Origin of the sequence: Klebsiella pneumoniae subsp. pneumoniae HS11286, assembly GCF_000240185.1 — a bacterium.
Classification (GTDB): Bacteria; Pseudomonadota; Gammaproteobacteria; order Enterobacterales; family Enterobacteriaceae; genus Klebsiella; species Klebsiella pneumoniae.
In genome coordinates, this window is sequence record NC_016845.1 from 1,033,542 (window position 1) to 1,057,292 (window position 23,751).

Sequence of the window (23,751 nt, forward strand, 5' to 3'; positions counted from 1 at the left end):
GGCGGCGGGCCGCCGCCGGTTGTGGGGCTTATTTAGCCGGAATGGCTTTCAGCAGCTCGGTCAGCAGCGTCCAGTATTGACCGACGCTCTCGATATGGACCTGCTCATCCGGGGAGTGCGGACCGGTAATGGTTGGCCCGATGGAGACCATGTCCATCTCCGGATACGGTTTTTTGAACAGACCGCATTCCAGACCGGCGTGAATGATCTGGATGTTCGGCGTCTTGTTGAACAGACGCTGGTAAGTCTCGCGTACCAGGTGCATCACCGGCGAATTGGCGTCCGGTTGCCAGCCAGGGTAAGCGCCTTTGGCTTCGGTTTTCGCCCCCGCCAGCTTACCCAGAGAATCCAGCATGCTGACCACGTAGTCTTTGCCGCTGTCGATCAGCGAGCGGATCAGGCAGTGGATCTGTACGTTGTCATCGGTCATGGTGACGACGCCGACGTTCAGCGAAGTTTCCACTACGCCTTTCGCCACGTCAGAGTTGCGGATAACCCCGTTCGGCGTGGCGTTCAGCAGACGGATGAAAGTGTCGCGGGAAGCCTGAGTCAGCGCCGCTTTGTCGTTATCGACCGCTTCCACGAGCACCACCAGGTTCTTCTCTTTGGCCTCCAGCTCGTTTTTCAGCAGCGCCTGGTAAGTATTCACCAGCGCTTTCAGCGCATCGGCTTTATCCGCGGCGACGGCGACAGTAGCGTAAGCTTCACGCGGGATGGCGTTGCGCAACGTGCCGCCGTTGAAATCGACCAGACGCAGATCCAGCTCATCGGCGTGGCCGGCGAGGAAGCGCGACAGCAGCTTGTTGGCATTACCCAGACCAAGGTGGATATCACCGCCGGAGTGGCCGCCTTTCAGCCCTTTTAAGGTGACTTTAAAGCTCTGGAACCCGGCGGGAATCGCTTCGCGGGTCAGCGCCAGGTTAGAGGTGAAATCGATCCCGCCGGCGCAACCCATATAGATTTCGCCTTCTTCTTCGGAGTCGGTGTTGATCAGGATATCGGCCTGTAGCCAGTTGGCCTGCAGACCGAACGCGCCGTCCATACCGGCTTCTTCGGTCATGGTCAGCAGCACTTCCAGCGGGCCGTGAGCGACGCTATCATCGGCCAGTACCGCCAGTGCGGACGCCATTCCGATACCGTTGTCCGCGCCCAGCGTGGTGCCGCGCGCTTTCACCCATTCGCCGTCAATGTACGGCTGGATCGGATCTTTAACGAAGTCGTGGACGGTGTCGTTATTTTTCTGCGGCACCATATCGAGGTGCGCCTGCAGCGCTACCGGCTTACGGTTTTCCATACCGGCAGTCGCGCCTTTACGAATCAGAATGTTGCCAACCTGGTCGCGTTCCGCATGTAAGCCTTTTTCTTTTGCCCAACCCATAATATGCTCGGCGAGCTGTTCTTCGTGATAGGACGGGTGCGGGATGGAGCAAATCTTGGCAAAAATATCCCAAAGCGGCTGCGGGGATAGTTGAGACAGTTCAGACACGGTAAGTCTCCTTACAGACTCCTGCATACAGCGGTTGCAGGACGAGGGTTAGCGTTAAAATACACAACAAGCCCGGGCTTGCGCGATGGGGTTGAGAATACCACTTTCCACCGCCGCAGGTAGTGTAAACAACGCAAAAAGCGTTGCGCAAACCGCTTAACACTGGTTTTTAGTGCGTCAGATCTCTATAATCTCGCGCAACCATTTTCCCCCTCGAACATTATTTAAGCCGTATTACACAGGCTGGGACACTTCACATGAGCGAAAAATACGTCGTCACCTGGGACATGTTGCAGATTCACGCCCGCAAACTGGCCAGCCGTCTGCTGCCGGTTGAGCAATGGAAAGGCATTATTGCCGTTAGCCGCGGCGGACTGGTACCGGGAGCCTTACTGGCGCGTGAACTGGGCATTCGTCATGTTGATACCGTATGCATCTCCAGCTACGACCATGATAACCAGCGCGAGCTGAAAGTGCTGAAACGTGCGGAAGGCGATGGCGAAGGCTTTATCGTCATCGACGATCTGGTGGATACCGGCGGTACCGCCGTGGCGATCCGCGAAATGTATCCCAAAGCGCACTTTGTCACCATTTTCGCCAAGCCGGCAGGCCGCCCGCTGGTGGACGATTACGTTGTGGATATTCCGCAGGATACCTGGATTGAACAGCCGTGGGATATGGGCGTGGTGTTTGTACCGCCTATCGCAGGTCGTTAATTCTTCAGGACAGTGCTATTTACCACGCCCGGCTTGCCGGGCGTGGTTTTTTTTATCCTTTAGCAGGTTACAATATCCGGAGTGGCACTACGACGGAGACTGCACATGTCACAGGCTAACCTCAGCGAAACGCTGTTTAAACCTCGCTTCAAACATCCCGAAACTTCTACGCTGGTGCGTCGGTTTTCTGCCGGAAAACCCCAGGCGATGCAGTCGGCGCTGAGCGGCAATCACGTCGATCACTGGTACCGTCTGATCAACCGTTTGATGTGGATCTGGCGCGGCGTAACTCCGCAGGAGATCCTCGATGTGCAAGCGCGCATTGTGATGAGCGAGGCCGAACGAACCGATCCTGAGCTGTTCGATACCGTCATCGGCTATCGCGGCGGCAACTGGATCTTCGAGTGGGCGAAAGAAGCCATGCAGTGGCAGCAAAAGGCCGGGCAGGAAGCCGATCCTTTGCTGAGCGGCCGCCACTGGCTGCATGCCTCGAACCTGTATAGCATTGCCGCTTATCCGCATATTAAAGGCGATGAGCTGGCGGAACAGGCGCAGGCTTTAGCCAACCGGGCGTATGAAGAAGCCGCCCAGCGGCTGCCGGGCTCGCTGCGCGAGCTGGAGTTCACCATCCCTGGCGGCTCGCCGATAACCGGGTTTTTGCATATGCCGAAAGGCGAGGGGCCGTTTCCGACGGTGCTGATGTGCGGGGGGCTGGACTCGCTGCAGACCGATTATTACAACCTGTATGAGAACTACTTCTCACCGCTCGGCATTGCCATGCTGACCATTGATATGCCCTCCATCGGCTTCTCGTCAAAATGGACGCTAAATCAGGACACCAGCCTGCTGCATCAGCACGCGCTGCGCCATCTGGAAAATGTGCCGTGGATTGACCATACCCGGGTCGCCGCTTTCGGCTTCCGCTTTGGCGCCAATATCGCGGTGCGTCTGGGCTATCTGGAGCCGCAGCGGCTGAAGGCTGTAGCCTGTCTGGGCCCGGTCGTTCATGGTCTGCTGGTGGATCCCCTGCATCAGGGGCGCGTGCCGGAGATGTATCTTGACGTGCTGGCTTCGCGGCTGGGCATGCATGACGCCTCCGATGAAGCGCTACGCGTGGAGCTCAACCGCTATTCGTTAAAAACCCAGGGACTGCTGGGGCGCCGTTGCCCGACGCCGATGCTCTCCGGCTTCTGGAAGGACGATCCGTTCAGCCCCGAAGAGGAGTCGCGGTTAATCACCTCGTCATCTGCCGATGGCAAACTGCTGGAGATCCCGTTTAACCCGGTGTATCGCAATTTTGATCACGCATTGCGACAGATCGCCCGCTGGATCAATCATAGATTTGGTTAATTTATTGCTAAATTCTATTGGTTTGGTAAAACAGTTGCATCACTAAAGGAGATCGCAATGACGTTACCGAGTGGACACCTGAAAAGTAAGTTGATCAAGAAATTCACGGCGCTGGGGCCTTACATTCGCGAAGAGCAGTGCCATGACAACCGTTTCTTTTTCGATTGCCTGGCAGTTTGCGTCAATGTTAAGCCCGCACCGGAGAAGCGTGAATTCTGGGGCTGGTGGATGGAAATGGAAGCACAGGAGTCACGTTTCACCTATAGCTACCAGTTTGGCCTGTTCAATAAGGAAGGATCATGGCAGGCGGTCGACATTGACGACCCGGAAGTGAGCGACAGGCTGGAAAAAACGCTGCGCGAGTTTCACGAGCGCGCAGCAGCGCTGCTGACCACCTTTAATCTGAAGCTGGAACCGGCCGACGATTTCAGCGAGCCGGTTCGCCTGCGAGCCTGATTGATCTACGGATACGATTTCTCCACGCCCGTGCGGCGTGGAGATGCGTGCCGCCATACCCGTAATTTCCACCCCTCCATCTGACTCACCCTGCCTGCGGCGACAGCTTGCCAGCCATCGCCTGTTGAATAATCGGGATCGGAGTCAGTAAGTGCTCACGCATCAGCGCGCTGGCCTGTTCGGCGTCGCGCGCCAGAATAGCGTCCACCAGGGTCTGATGCTGGACATGCTTATCTTCCAGCATCTCCACCGACAGCACGGTGGTGCGCAGCCAGATGAAGCGGTAGCGCGCCGCCAGATCGAACAGCCGTTCGCGCATCTGCAGCAGATACTGCGAACCGCAGCCGGCGACGATGGCGGTGTGAAACGCCTGATGGCGCTGGTCCCATTCATCGAGTAGGTGCTCACTCGCTTCGCACGACTCCAGCTTGTTGAGCAGATGGGCGCGGGCCAGCAGCTCGGCTTCCCACTCGTCGCCGCCGCGTTCAATGGCGAGACGCACCAGCATGGCCTCCATGTTGGCGCGCGCGTCGAAGATATCGAGAAGCTCCTGTTCCGACATGGGCGCCACCCGATAGCCTTTCTGATTGACCACCGTTACCAGCCGCTCGGCCACCAGTTGCGAAAGCGCCTCGCGCAGCGGACCGACCCCCAGGCCATAGCGCGACGTCAGCAGGCTCATCCGCAGCTTCTCATCGGGGTGGTAAACCCCGCAGATGATGTCGTTTTTTAACCAACGGTACCCGTCAATGGCCGTCGCCTGGGGAATGGCGGTCATGTTCTTACTCCTGAATACTCTTCCCGGCGGGCGCCGGGAACAGGGTTAACGCGTATTTTGCAGCGGCAGTTTTTGCCACAATACCAGCTTTTTCCAGCGTGACATAATCGGTACCGTACAAATAATTCCCAGAGCTAACAGGCCGGTAGAGATCACCTCCAGCTGCTGTGCCGGACGGAACAGCATCACCACCAGCACGAAGGTGATAAAGGCGATCACCAGCCAGGTCAGGTACGGATAGAGCCACATTCTCAGACGGATTTCGCCGCCTTGCGCCTGAAGGATTTTGCGCATCCGCAGTTGTGAAACGGCAATCACCAGATAGACCAGCAGGGCGATGGCGCCGGAGCTGTCGATGAGAAATTTAAACACCTTGGCGGGGGCATAGTAGTTCACCACTACGGTGAGGAACGCCGCGCCGGTAGAGAGCAGCACCGCCACGTATGGCGTTTTGCTGCGGTTGGTCCGGCCCATAATGGCCGGCGCATCGCCGCGACGGCTCAGGGAGTAGAGCATCCGCGAGGCGGTATACAGCGCCGAGTTCAGACAGCTGGTGACCGACAGGAGGATCACGCCGTCCATAATCAGCTTGGCATAGGGAATATGCAGCAGCTCGAGCACCGAGCGGTAGGAGCCGATGCTCTTCAGCCCCGGCATATTCCATGGGATGAGGGCGACGACGATAAAGATCGAGCACAGATAAAAAATAGAGATACGCCAGATCACCGAGTTGGTGGCGCGCACGATATGTTTATCCGGGGTATCCGATTCGGCGGCGGCAATGGTGACGATCTCCGCGCCCATAAACGAGAACATGGTGATCAGCATCGCGCTCAGCACCGCGCCGAAGCCGTTAGGCATAAAGCCGCCGTGATCCCACAGACGCGAAATGCCGCTCACTTCGGCATAGGGATAAAAGCCGGTAATGGCGACCGCGCCCAGTACGATAAACGCCAGAATAGCGATCACTTTGCACAGCGCCAGCCAGAACTCGAATTCGCCGTAGTTCTTGACGCTCAGCAGGTTACTGCCGGTGAGGGCGAGAGTGATGACCAGGGAGAACAACCACACCGGGACGCCCGGCACCCACGAATGCAGAATAATCGCCGCGATATTGGCTTCCAGCGGAATAACCAGGACCCAGAACCACCAGTACAGCCAGCCGATGGTATACCCCGCCCAGCGGCCGATGGCTTTATCGGCGTAGGTGGAAAAGGAGCCGGTATCCGGCGTGGCGACCGCCATTTCGGCCAGCATACGCATAATCATCACCACCAGCAGCCCGGCAAACAGATAGGCCAGCAGCACCGCCGGGCCTGCCTCGGCAATGGCGACGCTGGATCCGACAAATAAACTCGCGCCGATCACCCCGGCGATAGATAACATCGTGACGTGGCGCGACTTCAGCCCCGCCCCTAAATCCTGTGATTGCGACAGTTGCCCCATCATTTACCCTCTCGAAGTGTGTCACCTGGGAGAGCGCCCCGACGTTCCCGCGCCGGGGCACGCGTATTATTGTTGTTTTGCAGGTCTCGTCTTCATTCCCTTACGAACGTACTTCGCTTCCGCATGTGTTCTGTTCTATGCCTGTTTCGCCTCGCTAAAGCAGTCGGCGATGATCTTGAGCCCCTGCTCGATCTGCGCCTCTTCGATGGTCAGCGGCACCAGGATGCGCAGCACGTTGTAGTACGGCCCGCAGGAGAGCAGGATCAGGCCTTTGTCGCGGGCGCGGGCGACGATATCCGCCGTCAGCCTGGCGTTCGGCCTGCTGCGGTCGCCCTCTTCAAACAGCTCAATGGCGATCATCGCCCCCAGACCGCGCACGTCGCCGATCTCCGGATGATCTTCAGCGATCGCCAGCAGGCCCTGGCGCAGGGTGTCGCCGAGCTGGTTGGCTTTTTCCAGCAGATTCTCCTGCTCGAAAATCTGTAATACCGCCAGGGCGGCGGCGCAGGCGATGGGGTTGCCGGCGTAGGTGCCGCCCAGTCCGCCGGGGGCGATGGCGTCCATCACCTCCGCGCGGCCGGTGACGCCCGCCAGCGGGAAACCGCCGGCGATGGATTTGGCGAAGGTGGTGATATCCGCCGCGACGCCCATCTGCTCCATGGCGAACAGGGTACCGGTGCGGCCCGCGCCGCTCTGGACCTCATCGGCGATGAGCATAATGCCGTGCTCGTCGCACAGGGCGCGCAGGCGCTGCATAAAGGCCGGGGAGGCGGCATAGAACCCGCCTTCACCCTGCACCGGCTCAATAATGATGGCGGCGATATCTTCCGGCGCGGCATCGTTTTTGAAGATGCGATGGATGCTGGCGATCGCCTCGTCATCACTGACGCCGTGCAGCGCGCATGGGTAGAGGGCGCGATAGACATGGCCCGGCATTAAGCCCATACCGGCGGAGTAAGGATTCACTTTGCCGGTCAGCGACAGGGTGTAATGGGTGCGGCCGTGATAGGCGCCGGTGAAGGCGATAGCGCCGCTGCGCCCGGTTGCCGCGCGGGCGATCTTCACCGCGTTCTCCACCGCTTCCGACCCGGTGGTGACCAGCAGGGTTTTCTTGGCGAAATCACCGGGCACCTTTTGATTCATCTTTTCGCACAGCGCCAGATAAGGCTCATAGGCCAGCACCTGGAAGCAGGTATGCGACAGCTTTTTCAGCTGGTCTTCGACGGCGGCGACAACCTGCGGATGCAGGTGGCCGGTATTGAGCACCGCGATACCGCCGGCAAAATCGAGATATTCCCGGCCTTCCACGTCCCACACCCGGCAGTTCTCCGCGCGTTCGGCGAAGATAGGGTGGATCTGGCCGACGCCGCGCGGGACCGCGTCGCTGCGACGCGCCATCATTGCTTTATTGCTGTTCATCCGTCGCTCCTGTTAAAGGCCAATGCACATATATTTGATTTCTAAGTAATCTTCGATGCCGTACTTCGACCCTTCGCGGCCGAGGCCGGAGGCCTTAACGCCGCCGAACGGCGCGACTTCGGTGGAGATAATGCCGGTATTGATGCCGATGATGCCGTACTCCAGCGCTTCGCCGACGCGGAAGACGCGGCTCAGATCGCGGGCGTAGAAATAGGCGGCGAGACCGAACTCGGTATCGTTGGCCTGGGCAATGACGTCGGCTTCATCTTTAAAGCGGAACAGCGGGGCCAGCGGGCCGAAGGTCTCCTCTTTCGCCACTTTGGCGCTGTCGGGAACGTTGACCAGGATGGTCGGCTGGAAGAAGTTGCCACCCAGGGCGTGCGGTTTGCCGCCGGTGACCACCTTCGCGCCTTTGGCGATGGCATCGGCAATGTGTTCTTCAACTTTGGCCACGGCTTTCTCGTCGATCAGCGGGCCGGTGGTGACGCCGTCCTGCAGGCCGTCGCCAATGCGCAGTTTTTCCACCGCCTGCTGCAGCTTCTCGGCGAAACGGTCATACACCCCGTCCTGGACGTACAGGCGGTTGGCGCAGACGCAGGTCTGCCCGGCGTTGCGGAACTTCGACGCCAGCGCCCCCTCGACGGCTTTATCGAGGTCGGCATCGTCAAAGACGATAAACGGCGCGTTGCCGCCCAGCTCCAGGGAGACTTTTTTGATGTCTTTCGCGCACTGCTCCATCAGCTGGCGGCCAATCTCGGTAGAGCCGGTAAAGGAGAGCTTGCGCACCAGCGGGTTGCTGGTCAGTTCGCCGCCGACCGCGCCGGCGGAGCCGGTGACCACGTTGAACACTCCGGCGGGGATCCCGGCGCGATTCGCCAGTTCGGCCAGCGCCAGCGCGGAAAACGGCGTCTGGCTGGCCGGTTTCAGGACCATGGTGCAGCCGGCGGCCAGCGCCGGGCCCGCTTTGCGGGTGATCATCGCCGCCGGGAAGTTCCACGGCGTGATGGCGGCGGTAACGCCGATGGGCTGCTTAATCACCAGCAGGCGCTTGTCGGCCTGGTGGCCGGGAATGGTGTCGCCGTAGATGCGCTTACCTTCTTCGGCGAACCACTCAATAAAGGAGGCGGCGTAGCTGATTTCGCCTTTGGCTTCCGCCAACGGTTTTCCCTGCTCGAGGGTCATCAGGCGAGCGAGATCGTCCTGATTCTCCATCATAAGATCGAACCAGCGGCGCAGAATGTTCGCCCGCTCTTTGGCGGTCAGGGCGCGCCAGGCGGGTAGGGCGCGATTGGCGGCTTCAATCGCTTCGCGGGTTTCATCGGCGCCCATTTTCGGCACGCTGCCGAGCTGCTCGCCGTTGGCCGGGTTGGTGACCGCAATCACGTCGCCGTTGGGCGCATCGCGCCACTGGCCATCGATCAGCGCCTGCTGGCGAAACAGTGTCATATCGTTGAGTTGCATAATTGCTTCCTGTCTTCAGGGGGGGTTAACGGGTAAAAGCGGCGTGTAGTGTCTCCACGCTACGTGCCGCACGCAGCGTGCGTCCGGGATTGCTCTGGCTGGCCAGCAGGCTCTGCACCTTGCTGACGATATGCGCGCCGATCGGGATAGCGGAGGTGGCCGCTGGCGATGGCGCATTGCAGGTATGTATCGAACGCGCGGTGGTAACGAAGAGAAAATCGTCGATCAGCTTGCCCTGCGGCGACACGGCCTGCGCCCGCACGCCGGCCGGCCACGGGCGTAAATCGCTCAGCGTCAGGCTCGGGCAGTATTTTTGCACCAGCCGCAGATAGCCGCTTCTGCACAGCGAATTCTTCATTTCGCCCAGTCCGGAGCGCAGGTTGTTTTGCAGTACCCGGCGGATGCCGGGCGAGGTGAGGATCTCCAGGGTATCGGCCAGCGAGATATCGCGCTTGCGGTAGCCTTCGCGCTTCAGAGCCAGCACGGCGTTGGGGCCGACGGTGACGCTGCCGTCGATCATGCGGGTCAGGTGGACGCCGAGGAACGGCATCGCCGGATCGGGGATCGGATAGATCAAATGGTTGACGATCTGGTTGTGCTGCGGTGCCAGCTGGAAATACTCGCCGCGGAACGGACAAATGATAAATCCGGGGTCGACGCCGAGCATTTTTACCAGCCGATCGGCCATCAAGCCCGAACAGGCGATCAGCGTCGAGGCCTCATATTCTCCGCCCTGGCGGGTGCGGATCACCACGCCGCTGGCATGTTCTTTCAGGGCGCTGACTTCGGCGTTGTAGACGATCGTTCCGCCTTTCGCTTCGAAGTTCTTCGCCATTGCCGCCGCCACTTCGCGGTAGCTGACGATGCCACTGGAAGGGACGAAGATCCCGCCGAGCCCGGTAATGTTCGGTTCGCGCTCGCGTAGCTCCCCGGCGCTTAGCCACTCGCGCTGCAGGCCATTGGCGGCGGTGCGATCCCACAGGGCGCGCATCCGCTCCATCTCCAGCGGTGAGGTGGCGACCAGCATTTTGCCGCAGACGTCATAGCGGATGCCGTTCTGCTCGCAAAAGGCCTTGGTGGCGCGGTTGCCGGCGAGGCAAAACTGCGCCTTGAGGCTGCCGGGCGTGTAATACACCCCGGCGTGGATCACGCCGCTGTTGTGGCCAGTCTGATGGCAGGCCGGGCCGGCCTCTTTTTCCAGCAGCGCAATGCGGGCGTCCGGGTAAATCTCAATTAACTGCATGGCGGTCGACATGCCGATGATGCCGCCGCCGATAATCACGAAATCATACATCCACTCAATTCCTTCGCCTGAAAACCCTTATTGATGAGTCTGGTAATGATTCGTGGAATACGCAAAGTAGCCGCGCTGGCGCATCAGCTCGCGGCGCAGGTCCGGGTGCGGCGTAAAGCGGTCGCGGCCGTGCAGCCAGAACAGGTTGTTAATGAGCAGAAATTTGCCCACCGGCACCGGTATGGAAAGGATGTTTTTGCTGGTCTCCAGCGCGTCGGAGAGGCGGCTCAGCCAGGTGCCTTCTTCGAAATCTTTCGGCTGGACGAACTGGTCGATATAGCGCATTACCGGGCGGCCCAGCGAATCGACGTCGAACACCGGGTGGAAAACATCCTTGCTGACGTTTTTGCTCGGCGGCGCGGCCCAGCGCATTGGGCGGCGAGCCAGCGGGTCGCGGAAAAATTCGTCGAGATGCTCCCAGTCGTCGAGATGCAGCAGCAGGGAATTGCCGCCCTGCATGTTCTGCTCGTCGATCTTCATCATTAATACGTAGTCGGTTTGCTCTTCGACGTAGGTGCCGTCGTTGTGCAGCTCCATCACCCGGTGCGGTTGGCGCAGGTAGCTGTCTGAGTTATCGACATTTTTCACCACGAAGCGGGCGTAATACTGACCGCTCATGGCGTCGAAGTTGGAACGACCAATCAGGTGGGCGACGGCGGTGGCCAGCTTGACCATCTCCTCGGCCTGGCTGACGTGATCGATCCCTTCGCCGTTGATAAGCAGCGCGCCTTCCGCGCGATCGAGCAATGTTTTGATCAGCAACGGCTGCAGCTGATTGCCACACAGATCGTCGAGGATCTTGCCGACCTGGAAGCGTAAGAAAGATTTGTACTCCAGCGCCTGCACCGGCCACTGCGCGACCTGCTGCAGGAATTGCGTGGTCGTTTCGGCGGAAAAGGTGAGCTCCAGCAGGCGCGGCGACTGGGCGGAAGGGGTGAAAGAAAAGCCAGGGTATTGCTGGGCTACCGGCGCGGGTGTCGGTTTTACTGCGGTCAGGGCGTTCATCAGGATCGTTCCTCGCTGTAAGGTCAGGGTGATGTTCATTTCGTAGCCATAAATTAAAAATATCTACATTTTTATAAAATGCGTACGAAATGGCCTTTTTGTTTCCATTTTGTGATCTGACAATAATTATTTAACAATACGGGAGGGGGGATAAGGTGGTGGTGAAAGTTGCGGAACAGAGCGGGTGGCGGATAGCGCAAAATGGGGATAGGGCCGAGGGAAATCGTAATACCGGTCACAGTTTTTAATCTGCACAATATCCTTACCAGATGAAGGTGTTAATATTCAGCTGGTAAATACCTTTCAATGCTCACTGAGGCTTCGATGCTGGAGAATGTCATTATCAGATAATCAGTTTCCCGACCTGCCCAGGCCGGACTGATTATCGCTGCGCTTAAACCTTACGCACACACCTGCGGGTGTAGGCATGTTTTCGCACATGATAATGAACAGGTTTCAGTATGAATTTATCCCGTCAGGAACAACGGACCTTACACGTTCTCGCCAAAGGTGGCCGTATTGCGCACGTCCGCGATACCTCCGGCCGCATTACCGCCGTTGAATGTTACACCCGCGAAGGGCTGTTGCTGAGCGACTGCACCCTTGCGGTCTTCAAAAAGCTCAAAACCAAAAAGCTGATTAAGTCGGTGAACGGCCAGCCGTACCGGATCAACACGACCGGTTTGAATAACGTTCGCGCGCAAGCGGACAACCGCTGAAATAGCGACCCGGGCAGGGTCGCTGCCCGGGCGTATGGCTCTCAAGGAGAAAACCTCATGATCGATATCCCTCGCATTTTTACCATCAGTGAAAGCGAGCACCGTATCCATAACCCTTTTACCCCGGAAAAGTACGCCACGCTGGGACGGGCGCTGCGAATGGCGCCGGGCACCACCATTCTCGACCTCGGCAGCGGCTCCGGCGAGATGCTCTGTAGCTGGGCGCGCGATCATCAGATCGTCGGCACCGGCGTAGACATGAGCCTGCTGTTCAGTCAGCAGGCGGCCGCCCGGGCAGAGGAGCTCGGGGTAAGCGACCGGGTAACCTTTGTGCACCAGGATGCCAGCGGATATGTCGCCAGCCAGCCGTGCGATGTTGCCGCCTGCGTGGGGGCCACGTGGATCGGCGGCGGGGTGGCAGGCACAATCGAGCTGCTGAAGCAGAGCCTTACCCCAGGCGGCATGTTGCTTATCGGCGAGCCATGGTGGCGCAAACGTCCGGCCACGGCAGAAGAGGCGATTGCCTGCGGCGCGCAGTCACCCGATGACTTCCTGACGCTACCGGCGCTGGTCGCCCACTTTGGCGAACTGGGCTATGACGTGGTGGAGATGGTGCTGGCCGACCAGGAGGGCTGGGATCGTTATGAAGCGGCGAAATGGCTGACAATGCGCCGCTGGCTGGAGGCCAATCCGCACGATGACTTCGCACCGGAGGTTCGCCAGCAGTTGACCACTGCGCCGCTACACCACGTCACCTGGACCCGGGAATATCTCGGCTGGGGCGTGTTTGTCCTGATGGCGCGTTAACCGGTATGTCGGTAGCGTCAGGAGGCGCTACCGACCACCTTCAGACCTTCAGTTCGTCGTAGCTGACCATGACGTGCTGGCGAAAGGCGGGCCGTGAGGTTAGCCGTGCATAATACGCCGCAAGGTGGGGGAGGGGACGACGGGGGATATCGATTGCAAAGTAGCGGTACAGCACATGACCAAACTGGATATCGGCCAGGGTGAACGTATCGCCCACCAGATAGCGACTCCCGGCGAGACGTGCCTCGGCAATCGCCAGCTTTTGCTCCAGGGCCGTCACCGCCGCGGCGATGGCCTGCGGATCCCGCTCGGCGGCAGGCGTGCGCACCACGCGCCAGAACACCGGCGTCGTAAAGCCGAGGGCGATATTCTGCTTTGACCACTCGGCCCAGCGATCAACCTCAGTACGAGCCAGCAGTTCGCCCGGCCAGAAGGCGTCGTCGGCGTAGCGACTGGCTAAATAGCGAAGGATCGCGCCGGTTTCCCACAGCGGCGGATTTTCGTCATCCTGCAGCACTGGTACCGTACGATTGGGATTGAGCTGATAAAACGCCTCGCTGTCGGTACCGCCATAGCGATGCCCCACGTCGAACCGGAGATAGTCCAACCCAAGCTCGCCAACACACCACATCAGCGCCTGCACGTTAGAGGAGGTTTTTCGGCCCCAGATGGTCAGCATCGGGATCTCCAGAGAACAGGGAAAGAAGGAGCATAGCAGGTTGGGTTGAAAACGGGAGGGGGTACAAAAGAAATGAGCCACCTCGCCGCGCAGGGGGCGGACGCGCTGGTCAGATGTTCAAACCAGGGGCGTAGCTGAGCCAGCTATTCAGTGCACAGTATAAGAGGAAGAAGCAGAGGGCAGCAGTTTGCCCTCTGTTTACTTGAGTGGTCTTGTACTAATGTGTGGCGCTAAAAAACTCGCCAAATTTGACGGCCAGCCAGCCGACAGGCGTCGTGGCGCCGCCGACGATATTGGTGATCTCGGCCATCCCTTCCGGCACCGGAATATGCGAGTTCACCGCCGCCTGAGTGTATTCTTGCGAAATGTCCGTCCCGACATACAGGATGCAGGTCACGATCAGGGTTCCGGTTATGAACATGCGGAACATATTTCGTTTACAGAACGGCGTGACCATTGCCAGCAGGAACATTAAGGAAGCCAGATCGACAAAGGGCAGTACGCGGTTGCCGGGCAGAATGATAGACAGCACCACAGCCATAGGGATTAACAGCAGACCGGTCGCCAGTACCGAAGGTTCACCGATCAGTAACGCCGTATCCATCCCGATGTAAAAATCGCGCCCCGGGAATTTAGCCTTCAGTTTTGCTTCAGCGGCATCACGGACAATCAACAATCCCTGCACCAGAATTTCAATCATTTTAGGCAGCAGCAGCATGGCGGCTGAAACCTTAATGGCCAGTGAAACGGCCGCGGAAACGTCATATCCCGCCAGGAAGGCCAACAGCAGTCCCAGTACGAACCCCAGAGTAAGAGGCTCGCCAAAAACGCCGAATTTTTTATTAATACTTTCCGGATCGAAATTGATTTTATTGATAAGCGGGGTCTTTTCAATGATGTAATTACAGGCAATGCCAAACGGCACGTAAGCTATACAGGTAAGATGGGGGAATGATATCCCTTTAAGATTATAGTTTTTTTGTAAATACGGCGCCGTTAAATCTGCCGCCAATAGCGTCAACACAAAAATAGCGAATGTAATACCGACCGAAAGCCAGTAATTTCCCGTTCCGGCATAGACCACAGACCCCATGATCAGGAAAATCCAGTAGTTAAAAATATCGATATTCACCGTTTTGGTTAATTTCAACAGAAGCATGGCCAGGTTGATGACGATAAAGCCCACCACGACGGGCAGCATCAGCGGCGAACCCCAGCCAATGGTCGATGCGGTAGGCCAACCGGTATCAACGACCGTTAACTGCAGGCCGATACGCTCAACCATCGCCTGCGATGCCGGGCCCAGGTTTGTCAGCAGCAGGCCAATCACCAGCCCCACCCCTTCAAAACCAATGCCTACCAGCATCCCTGCTTTAAATGCCGTACCGATTTTAACGCCAAAGCAAAGCGCGATAATAAAGAATATTACTGGCATCATTACTGATGCCCCCAGACTAATAATGCTGTTGATAATATCCATAATGATTCCTTAAAAGGCGGGCGAATTGGGCACGAGTAAACCCGTGCCCATTGGGCCCTGTTAATACCTTTAATGGTTCTTTTAATATTTAACTGAGTTTCTTTAAAAGGATCTCAGCGAAGAGTTTGGGCGAATTACTGAATGCGTCAATGGTACTCCCGGCAATATGCGGCGTAATGGTCACGTTATTCAGAGTATAGAATGCACTGTCGTCTGGAAGCGGCTCGTCATCAAAGGTATCAAGCGCGGCGCCCATGATTTGCCCGGATCTGAGCGCATCAATCATCTCTTTTTCATTGATTAACCCGGAGCGTGCCGTGTTAACAATGATGGCACTGCGCTTCATAAGCGCGAAATGGTGTGCGTTAATCAGATTTTCGGTTTCCGGCGTCAGGCGAGCATGTAACGAGATAACGTCGGCGCGTTGTACCAGTTCGTCCAGAGAATCGACTTTCTCATAACGTTCATGGCCTGCAACGTACTTATCGTAAAAGATAATCTCCGTGCCAAAGCCGCTGAGAAATCCCGCGACCAGTTGGGCAATATGACCGAGGCCAACCAGCCCCACGACTTTTCCGCCAAGCTCCGGGATCGCCTGATGGTTCGGACTGTCTTTACGCCAGTATTTGTCACGCAGGGCATCGTGTGAACGGGCGATATTGCGCATTTCCGCCAGGATCATGCCGACCGTGAATTCGGCGACGCTGCGAGCGTTACGCCCCGGGGTGTTCATCACCTCAACGCCCCGGGCGTTCGCCACCTGAAGATTCACGTTTTCCACGCCACCGCGGAGCACGCCTACATATTTCAGCTTTGGTAGTTTATCGAACACCGCAGTATTGACCGGGGCAAACTGAGTGATCAGGATGTCAATATCATCCGTTCCCTGAAGCAGCGCTTCCGGTAAGGCCACGGCTTCTGCTCCTTCCTGTTCAACCCGCAGATTATCTTCCTGAAGTTTCTCAACGGAGTCATGTGACCACTCGCGTACTTCTACTTCAATCCCGTTATCCCTGAGCGCTTTCAGTCCTGATTCCATCATCGCTGCATTGATAAACAGATCGGCAATTGCCAGACATTTCATAATGATTCTCCCTAGATTAACGCATCAACATACCGCCGGTAACGTCCAGAGTTGCTCCCGTCATATAGCTGGTCTTAGGAGAAACCATGAAGACACCGATGTCGGCAATTTCTTGCGGCTGGGCCACGCGGCCCACCGGAATACGACTGACGTAAGAGTCAGGGTTTTGCTCAATGTTCTTACGGATCATCGCAGTATCCATGATCCCGACGGCGATATTGTTCACATTGATTTTTTGTTTGGCGACTTCCCGCGCCAGTGAGATAGCAAAGGCGACCAGGCCGGCCTTACTTGCCGCGTAGTGCGCATGTCCTGTCGTGGAGCCGTGGAACGCAGCCTGCGAGGTAATATTCAGAATGCTGCCCATCTGGTCATGCTGCAGGCAGTGATTTACAAACAGCTGGCTGAGATGGAAGATGGCTTTCAGATTGACATTCATCACCAGATCCCAGTCCTGCGGGCTGATCTCGGTGACGTAGCCGCTCAGCCAGATCCCGGCGTTATTCACCAGAATGTCGGCTTTGCCCAGTCTGTCGATACAGGTGGCAAACAGATTTTCCCGGCTCTGCTCGTCAGAGAGATCGGTTTTGACCGCGATGATCTCTACGTTCGCGCTGGTCTTCACCGTTTCGATCAGCCGTTCGGGATGCTCTTCCTCACGCATATAGGTAAAGCAGATATTGACGCCTTCTTTGGCGAGAGAAAGAACAAACTCTCTCCCCAGGCCGGTTGCGCCGCCTGTCACGATGGCCGTACGATTCGTTAAATTCAGATCCATTTTTTCCTCACTTAGTGCGCGATGTAGTTACTGCAGCTTTTCCACGGCGACTGCATTTCTGATAACAGGTTTTTATAAAGCTGGTATTTGGTCTGGTAGACCCGGTGGTTTTCCGGATTAGGGGAGACGGTGCGTGAGACATGGACCATATCGTTTGAGGCAGCAAATACCTCCGCAAACCAGCCCACCATAACGGCGGCGGTCATCGCGGTACCCAAGGTCCCGTGCTCTTTGACGTCAACGATTTCCAGCGTGGCCTGGAAGATATCGGCGAATATCTGCAGCCAGACCGGGGAGTTCGTGACGCCGCCAGCAATACGAATAGTGTGGCTTAGCTTCGGGTTAATATTGCGTAAGCGCTCGGTGTGGTAGAGATGGCTGAAGGCCACGCCCTCATAAATCGCCCGCAGAAAATGGGCTTTTTTATGGAAGCTGTTGACACCGATAAAGCCGGCCGAGGCATCGGGAATGGTGTTAGAGCCAAACACGAACGGAAAGAACAGCAGGTGGCTTTCATCCGGCGTCGTTGATGAAACCAGCTTATTACACAGGTCATAGACCGACGATCCTTGTTCGGCGGAGGTTTTCCGATCGCTCTCCATAAAGTTGTTAATAAACCACTCCAGGTTGCTCGCGGAGGTGGGGCTGGCCTCGGTGATGAGCCATTTACCTTCAATGGGATAAATGGAGGTCATAAACAGATCTTTATCAATAACCGGGTGGTCGGTAACGTATTCGTTTATGCTCCAGGTGCCGGTGACGATCGCCATCTTATCGAGACTGTTAATCCCCGAGGCAATGGAAGAGGCCGAGATATCAAACACCCCGCCAGAAACCGGCGTACCTGCGCATAAACCGGTCAGACGGGCCACGTCGTCAGTGATTTTTCCGCAGCATTCTGTTGAGCGTTTGATGGGGGGCAATTTGTCCCGCAGTTCATCAAGTTCCCACCATGCCAGTAGTTCATCGTCATACTTGCAGTCACGTACGTTGATCAGGTTGGTCCCTGAGATATCGGTCAGCTCAAGAAAAGCCTCTCCGGTCAGGTAAAAACGGATCAGGTCCTTGACCATAAAAATATAACGCGCTTTTTGCAGCGTCTCGGGCTCGAAATCCTTCAGCCATGCCAGCAGGGCGACAGGTTGTCCGGCCCAGATGGACTGCATCGTTTTTGGCAAAATGTCGGTAAGGAATTCTGGTGAGCGTTGCCATCTCTCAACGTACTCTTTTGCCCGGCTATCGGTGGATATAATGCCGTTACGCACCGGGTGACCTTCTTCGTCGACCAGATACAGACCGTTACCATGACCGGTGACGGCCACTCCTTTTATCTGGCTGGCGTCGATACCTGATTGCTCAATCGCTTTTTTAATCACTTCGACATTCGCGGCCCACAGCTCATCGATACTGCGCTCTGTGTGGAATTCCCGGGGTGTCAGCATCTGCGTGGATTTTGAGGCGATGGCGAGCACCTGTCCTTTACGGTCATAGATGGCTGCCTTGGTGACGGTTCCACCATTGTCGATGCCCATGACGTATTCATCTTTCATTCGCGTGGACTCCTTATTGGTTACCATAAGCCGGGCTCGCTGGTGGTTATCCCTTTAAATCCGGCATGGAATATTTTATCTACAAGGTATTTGCGCTTAACAAAGCCTCCGGCGATGAATACCACATCAAAGCCTTTCAAATTTCGGCTAATCAACTCCAGACACTGGCAGGCATATTCAGCAGGTAAGATTTCAATTGCGTCCGGTGGACTGTGTTTAACAATATCGAGCGACTGATCAAGCGATCGCGAATCGATAAGTAAAACCCGATATACGGTCAGCAATCCCTCTTTTTTGGCGTAGCGTAGCGCGGAGAGATTGGAAGAAATAACACCATCAACCTTGTAATAATTTTTCAGCAGATTGATCCCCGCCTGATCCGGTTTAAAGCCGCCCAGTAATTCAAGGTGAACGAGGACCTTCTTACCGCTTTGATGGCATTTGCCAATCAGCGACTGCAGATTGCCGATATTCGCTTCGGATAGCAGCACATATTCTGACTGGCAGGATAATGCTTTCTCAAAGTATTTATACTTCCTGATGGAAGGGATGATGGTGTTATTTGAAATCATATTAATTTCCGATGTTATTTAGCCATGTAGAGGCTGTATGCATCTTCCGCTGTTGCGTTTTCATGGATGATGGCATTCAGACCTGCTACCACTTTCGCCGGCTGCGGATCCTGGGTAATGTTTCGTCCCACAGCCACGCCTTTCGCACCCATCTGCATACAGTGCTGAACAAATTTGAAGTAACCGTCGATGCCGGTTTTTGGCCCTCCTAAGGCAAGCACCGGCACGCCAGCAGCTTCAACGATCAGTCGGTCCTCTGGTGAACCGGTAAAACGCGTTTTGATGACGTCCGCGCCCAGCTCCACCGCTGCGCGGGCCGATGCAGCGATGATGGCCGGATTGTTAGAGTCATCGCTGGTGACGGGATAACCATACGGGAGCGATTCGACAATCAGCGGTACATTCCAGCGATCCGCTGCCTGTGCGAGTTGCATCGCCATAATGTGGGTTTTTTCTTCATTGAAGGCGCCGGGGAAGGTCATGCAGACCACGCCCTCGGCAGCGACTTTAAGCGCATCTTCGACGGAAAAAACGGGGGTAGTATCGGGAACGGTATTGTCAAAGATACTGACCGTGCTGTCGACGCGTAACACAACGGGAACGCTGTTCAATGCTTCCCGATAATTCTTCAACATGCCGTACGTGACGAGCGCGCAATCCAGGCCGTGTTCCACCAGAGCAGGGAGCTGATTTATCGTATTATCAATACCATTTGTTTTCGTGGAAAAATAGTAGCCATCCAGCGCTAAGGTCACGGATTTACCGTCTTTTGCGAATATTCTTGAGAGACGACGTTCTTTAGACATTTATTTACTCCTGAGATAAAAAAACAAAAAAAGCCCTCAGAGACTCGCGTCTCTGAGGGCTTTCTGTTCACATACCCTTTTGATAATGGTTCAGGGATCCAAAGCATTATCAATGCAATTTTTTAGCAAAGTGAGAAAGGTTTAACTTTTGTTTAAATTAAATCTGTTCTCTTGCGTGATTAAATAACTAACACACGCGATAACTTATTGTCCAGTTGGTATCGTTGAAATGAGAGATTCATCACATCAATATGTTGTATTACCTGAGAAGTTCTGGGTTAAATACAGAAACCGACCCCTTAAAAACTAGGCAATAACGCATCCGGACAAGGGGAGAACGCCAGGCGTTTATTTCATCCGCATGAAGAACGCATCCATGCATGCTCCAGCCTTCAGGTCGTCATCCCCAAACGCGCATTTATTCCTGTCCGGATGGCGTACGAAAACGCTATAGCAATGTTGTCGGCATGGCGGTCTGTCCCCGGGATGATTTCCTCCAGCCGCCCGGGCAAATTACTCGTCCGCTTTGTGCGCCCAGGCAGGCATCGCCGTCAGGTAACGTTTTGCCCGTTTCCGTGATTCCGCTACGCCCACCTTTTGCCAGGCGTCGAGAAAAGCCGCCAGACCGGATACGGCCTCTTCCCAGGATTTCAAATTACCGTCGCTGTCGCTGCAATACGCGCAATATTTATCGCTGGCCCCTTGCGCATCGGGTGCGGACATCGGCATTCCGCAGGCCTGGCAAAACCTTTCGTGCTGTGTCATAGAGCGCTCCTCCTGTCGTTTGGTTGTCTACTAAACATACAGAATTTACGCATGGCGCTTAGCGTTTCAGATCAATAGATCCTGCCGTAACCGTTGTTGTGGATCTTCTGCCGGGGAGTGCGGGAGGGATAACGGGAACTTACTCCGTATCGCGCAGCTATCGCCTCCCTTATTTTTTATTGATGCAACGGTTGGTCGCAGGCCGCGAGGATTGACTCATGCATCGCTTCGGAAAGTGTCGGATGCGCAAAGATCATCGACAGGAGGCTTTCGTCTGTGGCCTCCAGGTGACGGGCGATGCCAAAGCCCTGGATCTGTTCCGTGACCTGTGCGCCAACCATATGCGCGCCCAGCAACTCGCCGGTTTCAGCATCGAAAATCGTCTTCACAAAACCCTCTGTCTCGCCGCTGGCCAGCGCCTTACCATTGCTCTGATAAGAGAACTTACCGATCCTGATGGGCCGTCCCCTTGCCAGGGCCGTCGATTCCGTCAGGCCCAGACTGGCAACCTGGGGCCGGGCATAAGTGCAACCAGGCACATAGTCGCGATCGAGAGGGTGGGCGCCTTCGACACCGGCCAGGGTCTCAACGCAGAGCACGCCTTCGTGGCTGGCCTTGTGCGCCAGACACGGCGGGCCGGCTACATCGCCGATGGCATAAAGCCCAAATACGTTAGTGCGACAAGCCGCGTCCGTCTTGATAAAACCGCGGTCTAACTCAACGCCCAGCGTTTCCAGCCCCAGATCTTCAATATTCGGCTGTACGCCGACCGCCAGCAGCACACGTTCGACATCCTCAGAATATTCGCCGCCGGTGTTGTTTAGTGTGCAGCGCACCCCGGTATCGGTGAGCTGTACTTGCGTCACCAGGGTCTGGGTATGGATCTGAATACCGCGTTTTTCGAATGACTTACGCACTGCTGCAGACACCTCGGCATCTTCCACTGGCAAAATCTGCGACGCTAGCTCGACCAGCGTCACTTTACAGCCCAGATCGTTATAAAGGCTGGCGAACTCGACGCCAATCGCCCCTGAACCGATGATTAAGAGCGACTTGGGTAAAAGCTTAGGCCGCAGCGCCTCGAAATAGGTCCAGATATGTTCGCCATCTGGCGCTATGCCTGGCAATGCGCGTGGTCGGGCGCCGGTTGCCAGGATCACGTGATCGGCCCGGTAATCGCGCGCCTCCCCTCGGGCATCCTCGACCGTGATTTGCCCCTTGCCGCGCAGCCGCGCGGTGCCATCAATCACCCTCACGCCATTTTTCTTCAACAGGTACGCAACCCCAGCGGTGAGCTGTTGCGATACGGTACGGCTAAACTGCACCAGTTTCTGCAGATCGACGTTCACCTCGCCCACGCTGATGCCCAGCTGACTGGCATGGGTGATAGTGTGCGCAACCTCAGCGCCATGCAGCAGCGCCTTGGTTGGAATGCATCCCCAGTTCAGGCAGATGCCGCCCAGATGTTGTTTTTCCACTAATACGGTACGAAGCCCTAGCTGGCCGGCACGGATGGCGGCAACGTATCCCCCAGGACCCCCGCCGATGATCAGCACATCGTATTTATCGTGCATAGCTCGTCTCCTGGATAAACATCAAGGTCGGGGTTTCAATCAGTCGCTTGAGTTCCCGGAGAAAAGCCGCACCTGCCGCGCCATCGATGACCCGGTGATCGCAGGATAGCGATACCGTCATTTGCTGTCGCGCGACGATTTGCCCGTCGCGTACTACCGCCCGGACCTCGCCGGCGCCAATGGCGAGGATTGCGCTTTGCGGTGGATTGATGATGGCGTCAAACTGCCGGACGCCGAGCATCCCCAGATTTGACAGGCTAAAGGTCCCGCCCTGGAACTCTTCCGGCTTCAGCGTGCCCGCTTTGGCTCTGGTCACCAGCGAGTGAATTTCGTTCGATATGTCGCTAATCGATTTCCGGTTCGCCGAGCGAACAATAGGGGTAATTAGCCCGGCAGGCAGCGCAACGGCCACCGAAATGTCGGCATCCGTAAAGCGGCGGATACTTTGTGCCGCTTCATCAAACTGGATATTGACGTCAGGCACGGCCACCAGCGCCAGGGCGCAGGCCTTCACCAGCAGGTCATTCACCGAAATCTTGACGCCGGGTACTTCGCGGTTAATGTCCTGACGTAACGCTAACAGTCGCTCCAGATCGAGATCGACGCTCAAACGGAAATGGGGAGACTGTTGCTTGGACGTTTGCAGGCGAGAAGCGATAGCCCGCCGCATACCGGACATCGGGATGCTCTCAAAGGGGGCCGGGGCACTCTCCTGCACAGGACTGGTCTGCGGGTGCTCGTCGAGTAACAACGCCGCGGCCAGCACATCATCGCGACTTACCCGACCGCGTGAACCGCTGCTTCGGCAGTCATGCAAGTTGATACCCAGTTTGCCGGCCAGGCGGCGCGCCAGCGGGGTGGCCGATACCTGGCTGTCATCGGCATGCGAGCGGGGCGCTTTGCTGCGACGAACGGGGGGCGTCGGAGAGGCCAGGCGACCGCCGGCGGCAACGATCGCGCTTTCCAGATCAGAAACAGAGATACGATCCCCGCGCCCGCTGCCGCGGACTTTTTTCAGGTCGACACCCCAGCGGGCAGACAGTCGTAACGCATGGGGCGTGGCATTAACCTGAGTCACATCGGTCACACCTTGCAGACTGACGGGGATGACGGTCTGCCCAACAGGGGGCTCGGGGCTGTTGGATGGCGGCGAAACAACGGAAGCTGGCTTAGCGCCTGCCTGTGCCGCTACGTCCGGCGCGGCAGCCTCCGGGCCTGGGGCTGCGGGTTTCGCCGTCGCCAGGCGGGCAACAAATTCGTCCAGTTCAGCATCGCTGACCGACGCGTCAGCCGCCAGGGCCAGCACGGCGCCTACCTGAAGCGTCTCACCCTCGCGGGCGAGTATCCGACGTAACGTACCGGCAAAGGGGGCCTCCAGCACATTGACGATTTTACTGGTTTCAATCTCACATATTTCCTGCCCTCTGGTGAAATCGTCACCCTCCTGGATTGCCCATCGAGCGAGCAAGCCTTCCTCCATGGAAAGCCCCCACTTTGGCATTTCAAGCGTCTTGATTTCGCTCATA

Annotated in this window: 22 protein-coding genes; 5 read left to right on the forward strand and 17 right to left on the reverse strand. The window is 56.8% G+C overall.

What is annotated here, in order from left to right:
• Positions 1–28: 28 nt before the first annotated feature.
• Positions 29–1,486, reverse strand: a complete 1,458-nt coding sequence (locus tag KPHS_09750; protein ID YP_005225275.1) for an aminoacyl-histidine dipeptidase — start codon at positions 1,484–1,486, stop codon at positions 29–31.
• Positions 1,487–1,743: 257 nt separating this feature from the next.
• Here KPHS_09750 and KPHS_09760 point away from each other — a divergent pair, with 257 nt between their 5' ends.
• The 3 genes from KPHS_09760 to KPHS_09780 all read left to right on the forward strand — a co-directional run bounded on the left by KPHS_09760 (position 1,744) and on the right by KPHS_09780 (position 4,008).
• Positions 1,744–2,202: a xanthine-guanine phosphoribosyltransferase gene (locus tag KPHS_09760; protein YP_005225276.1), complete on the forward strand. Its 459-nt coding sequence runs from the start codon at positions 1,744–1,746 to the stop codon at positions 2,200–2,202.
• 105 nt (positions 2,203–2,307) lie between these two features.
• On the forward strand, positions 2,308–3,552 hold the full coding sequence (locus tag KPHS_09770; protein ID YP_005225277.1) for a fermentation/respiration switch protein: 1,245 nt from the start codon (positions 2,308–2,310) through the stop codon (positions 3,550–3,552).
• Between the two features lie 57 nt (positions 3,553–3,609).
• Positions 3,610–4,008, forward strand: a complete 399-nt coding sequence (locus tag KPHS_09780; protein ID YP_005225278.1) for a DNA-binding transcriptional regulator Crl — start codon at positions 3,610–3,612, stop codon at positions 4,006–4,008.
• A gap of 85 nt (positions 4,009–4,093) precedes the next feature.
• On the opposite strand, the gene KPHS_09790 is transcribed toward KPHS_09780, so the two are convergent.
• The 6 genes from KPHS_09790 to KPHS_09840 form a co-directional block, all read right to left on the reverse strand.
• Positions 4,094–4,786 carry a DNA-binding transcriptional regulator CsiR gene (locus tag KPHS_09790; protein ID YP_005225279.1) on the reverse strand — a complete coding sequence of 231 codons (693 nt, stop codon included), beginning with the start codon at positions 4,784–4,786 and terminating at the stop codon, positions 4,094–4,096.
• Positions 4,787–4,831: 45 nt separating this feature from the next.
• Positions 4,832–6,232 (reverse strand): gamma-aminobutyrate transporter, encoded by a 1,401-nt coding sequence (locus KPHS_09800; RefSeq protein YP_005225280.1) that lies wholly within the window; start codon positions 6,230–6,232, stop codon positions 4,832–4,834.
• Between the two features lie 135 nt (positions 6,233–6,367).
• The gene (locus tag KPHS_09810; RefSeq protein ID YP_005225281.1) at positions 6,368–7,651 is read right to left on the reverse strand and encodes a 4-aminobutyrate aminotransferase; all 1,284 of its coding nucleotides are present in this window, start codon (positions 7,649–7,651) and stop codon (positions 6,368–6,370) included.
• Positions 7,652–7,663: 12 nt separating this feature from the next.
• Positions 7,664–9,112, reverse strand: a complete 1,449-nt coding sequence (locus KPHS_09820) for a succinate-semialdehyde dehydrogenase I (RefSeq protein YP_005225282.1) — start codon at positions 9,110–9,112, stop codon at positions 7,664–7,666.
• Positions 9,113–9,137: 25 nt separating this feature from the next.
• Complete coding sequence (locus KPHS_09830) at positions 9,138–10,406, reverse strand: L-2-hydroxyglutarate oxidase (RefSeq protein YP_005225283.1); 1,269 nt, start codon at positions 10,404–10,406, stop codon at positions 9,138–9,140.
• A gap of 27 nt (positions 10,407–10,433) precedes the next feature.
• A complete protein-coding gene (locus KPHS_09840) occupies positions 10,434–11,450 on the reverse strand; it encodes a carbon starvation induced protein CsiD (protein YP_005225284.1) in 1,017 nt (338 codons plus the stop codon).
• 422 nt (positions 11,451–11,872) lie between these two features.
• Between KPHS_09840 and KPHS_09850 the strand changes: the two genes are divergently transcribed.
• Positions 11,873–12,130 (forward strand): YjhX family toxin, encoded by a 258-nt coding sequence (locus tag KPHS_09850; protein YP_005225285.1) that lies wholly within the window; start codon positions 11,873–11,875, stop codon positions 12,128–12,130.
• 57 nt (positions 12,131–12,187) lie between these two features.
• The gene (locus tag KPHS_09860) at positions 12,188–12,937 is read left to right on the forward strand and encodes a KpLE2 phage-like element, putative methyltransferase (protein ID YP_005225286.1); all 750 of its coding nucleotides are present in this window, start codon (positions 12,188–12,190) and stop codon (positions 12,935–12,937) included.
• A 40-nt stretch (positions 12,938–12,977) separates the two neighbouring features.
• On the opposite strand, the gene KPHS_09870 is transcribed toward KPHS_09860, so the two are convergent.
• The 10 genes from KPHS_09870 to KPHS_09960 form a co-directional block, all read right to left on the reverse strand.
• Positions 12,978–13,616: a glutathione S-transferase family protein gene (locus KPHS_09870; protein YP_005225287.1), complete on the reverse strand. Its 639-nt coding sequence runs from the start codon at positions 13,614–13,616 to the stop codon at positions 12,978–12,980.
• A 217-nt stretch (positions 13,617–13,833) separates the two neighbouring features.
• Positions 13,834–15,096 carry a PTS galactitol transporter subunit IIC gene (locus KPHS_09880; RefSeq protein ID YP_005225288.1) on the reverse strand — a complete coding sequence of 421 codons (1,263 nt, stop codon included), beginning with the start codon at positions 15,094–15,096 and terminating at the stop codon, positions 13,834–13,836.
• A gap of 88 nt (positions 15,097–15,184) precedes the next feature.
• Positions 15,185–16,180 carry a putative oxidoreductase protein gene (locus KPHS_09890; RefSeq protein YP_005225289.1) on the reverse strand — a complete coding sequence of 332 codons (996 nt, stop codon included), beginning with the start codon at positions 16,178–16,180 and terminating at the stop codon, positions 15,185–15,187.
• 16 nt (positions 16,181–16,196) lie between these two features.
• Positions 16,197–16,958, reverse strand: a complete 762-nt coding sequence (locus tag KPHS_09900) for a 3-oxoacyl-ACP reductase (RefSeq protein YP_005225290.1) — start codon at positions 16,956–16,958, stop codon at positions 16,197–16,199.
• 11 nt (positions 16,959–16,969) lie between these two features.
• Positions 16,970–18,508 (reverse strand): putative L-xylulose kinase, encoded by a 1,539-nt coding sequence (locus KPHS_09910; RefSeq protein ID YP_005225291.1) that lies wholly within the window; start codon positions 18,506–18,508, stop codon positions 16,970–16,972.
• A gap of 20 nt (positions 18,509–18,528) precedes the next feature.
• Positions 18,529–19,080 carry a transcriptional antiterminator of glycerol uptake operon gene (locus tag KPHS_09920; RefSeq protein YP_005225292.1) on the reverse strand — a complete coding sequence of 184 codons (552 nt, stop codon included), beginning with the start codon at positions 19,078–19,080 and terminating at the stop codon, positions 18,529–18,531.
• 14 nt (positions 19,081–19,094) lie between these two features.
• Positions 19,095–19,886: a putative phospho-2-dehydro-3-deoxyheptonate aldolase gene (locus KPHS_09930; protein ID YP_005225293.1), complete on the reverse strand. Its 792-nt coding sequence runs from the start codon at positions 19,884–19,886 to the stop codon at positions 19,095–19,097.
• 513 nt (positions 19,887–20,399) lie between these two features.
• Entirely contained in the window at positions 20,400–20,609 is a 210-nt protein-coding gene (locus tag KPHS_09940) for a hypothetical protein (RefSeq protein ID YP_005225294.1), read from the reverse strand.
• A gap of 218 nt (positions 20,610–20,827) precedes the next feature.
• Positions 20,828–22,225: a dihydrolipoamide dehydrogenase gene (locus KPHS_09950; RefSeq protein YP_005225295.1), complete on the reverse strand. Its 1,398-nt coding sequence runs from the start codon at positions 22,223–22,225 to the stop codon at positions 20,828–20,830.
• Positions 22,215–23,750 carry a dihydrolipoamide acetyltransferase gene (locus KPHS_09960; protein ID YP_005225296.1) on the reverse strand — a complete coding sequence of 512 codons (1,536 nt, stop codon included), beginning with the start codon at positions 23,748–23,750 and terminating at the stop codon, positions 22,215–22,217. Before KPHS_09960 ends, KPHS_09950 begins: the two co-directional genes overlap by 11 nt.
• Position 23,751: the final 1 nt, after the last annotated feature.